Below are 1,662 nucleotides of genomic sequence, written 5' to 3' on the forward strand. Positions count from 1 at the left end.
AATTATCGACATAACAACTGTAAGAGCAAAGTTGTAATGTCGCATCTGGGCAAAGTTGAAATGTCGTAGTTCGAGGGTTTCGGCGCATGCTGGCGGCGGTTTGAACTGCCGGAGCGCATCGTGGGCCAACCTGGACTGATCACCATGAGCATGCGGGAGCTGGATCGTCTGAAGGTCGTCGAAGCCGTGATCGAGCAGCGTCTGATGCCTTGGCGAGCCGCGGAGCGGCTCGGGATCAGTCGACGGCAGATTGAACGGCTGGTCGCCCGGTATCGTGCTGCCGGGCCGGTCGGGCTGGTTTCGCAGCGTCGTGGCCACGCGAGCAATCATCAGTTGCCTGAGGATCGCGCTCATCGCGCCTTGAGCCTGATTCGTGAGCGCTACGCCGACTTTGGGCCGACGCTGGCCTGCGAGAAGCTGTGGGAATGCCACGGGCTGCAGTTGTCGAAGGAAACAGTCCGGAAGCTGATGACGGAGGCTGGGCTGTGGATTCCGCGCCGGCAACGACCGCCCAAGGTCTATCAGCCGCGAGCGCGCCGGGCCTGCCTCGGCGAGCTGATCCAGATCGACGGCAGCGATCATCGATGGTTCGAGGAGCGAGCGCCGGCCTGCACGCTGCTGGTGTACGTCGACGACGCGACGAGCCGGTTGATGCAACTGCACTTTACGACGACCGAATCGACGTTCAGCTACTTCGAGGCGACGCGGGCATATCTGGAACGTTACGGCAAGCCGGTGGCGTTCTACAGCGACAAGTACAGCGTGTTCCGCAGCCCGACCGCAGGCAAGACCGGCAGCAGCGTGACGCAGTTTGGCCGGGCCATGTATGAGCTGAATATCGACACGTTCTGCGCGAACAGCAGTTCGGCGAAGGGACGTGTGGAACGGGCCAACCTGACGCTGCAGGACCGGTTGGTCAAGGAAATGCGCTTGCGCGGCATCAGCACGGTAGCCGACGCCAACGCGTATGCGCCCTCCTTCATCGCTGATTTCAACCGTCGCTTCGCGAAGCCGCCGCGCAGCGACTTCAATGCGCACCGACCGCTGCGAGACGACGAGAATCTGGACCGGGTGATGACTTGGCGTGAGACGCGTCGGGTCTCGAAGTCGCTGACGGTGCTGTACGACCGGGTGCTGTATTTGCTGGACGATACGCTCGAGAATCGGAAACTGATTCATCGCTACATCGACGTGTGGGAGTACCCGGATGGCCGGATCGAAATACGAGCCGATGGAGAGCTATTGCGATGCCGCCTTTACGACAAGCTGGCAGAGGTCGATCAAGGCGCGATCATCGAACACAAGCGCCTGAGTCATGCGCTGCAGGTGGCTGAAGCGATCCAGGCGCAGCGCGACAACCGGCGGATCTCGGGCTCACCTTCGCGCGCCAATCGAGGGCTACCGGTACGCGCCAAGGCATCGTTGCCGGGTGCCAAGAAGCAGCGTGCGTTCACCGAAGCTGATATCGAAGCAGCCATCCTGCAGGTCGCTTCACAAACGCATCAAACGGAATCGAACCGGCGGCCTGCGAAGGCTCGCGGGTGAGCGTAAGCGCCCTGCTGCTTCGAGCTCGGCGCTTCAACGTTGAAGGACGGAAAGGCCGATGAAACATGCGACATCTGTATTTAGCTGGCGCTACGACATCTGAATCCGGGCATGACA

General features: G+C 61.2%; 1 protein-coding gene. It reads left to right on the forward strand.

The annotated features are described in order from the left end of the window. Positions 1-144: 144 nt before the first annotated feature. Complete coding sequence (locus U5798_RS36800) at positions 145-1,545, forward strand: ISNCY family transposase (protein ID WP_322084868.1); 1,401 nt, start codon at positions 145-147, stop codon at positions 1,543-1,545. The last annotated feature ends 117 nt before the right edge of the window (positions 1,546-1,662 follow it).

This window comes from Burkholderia sp. BCC1972 (genome assembly GCF_905339605.1).
Lineage (GTDB): Bacteria > Pseudomonadota > Gammaproteobacteria > Burkholderiales > Burkholderiaceae > Burkholderia.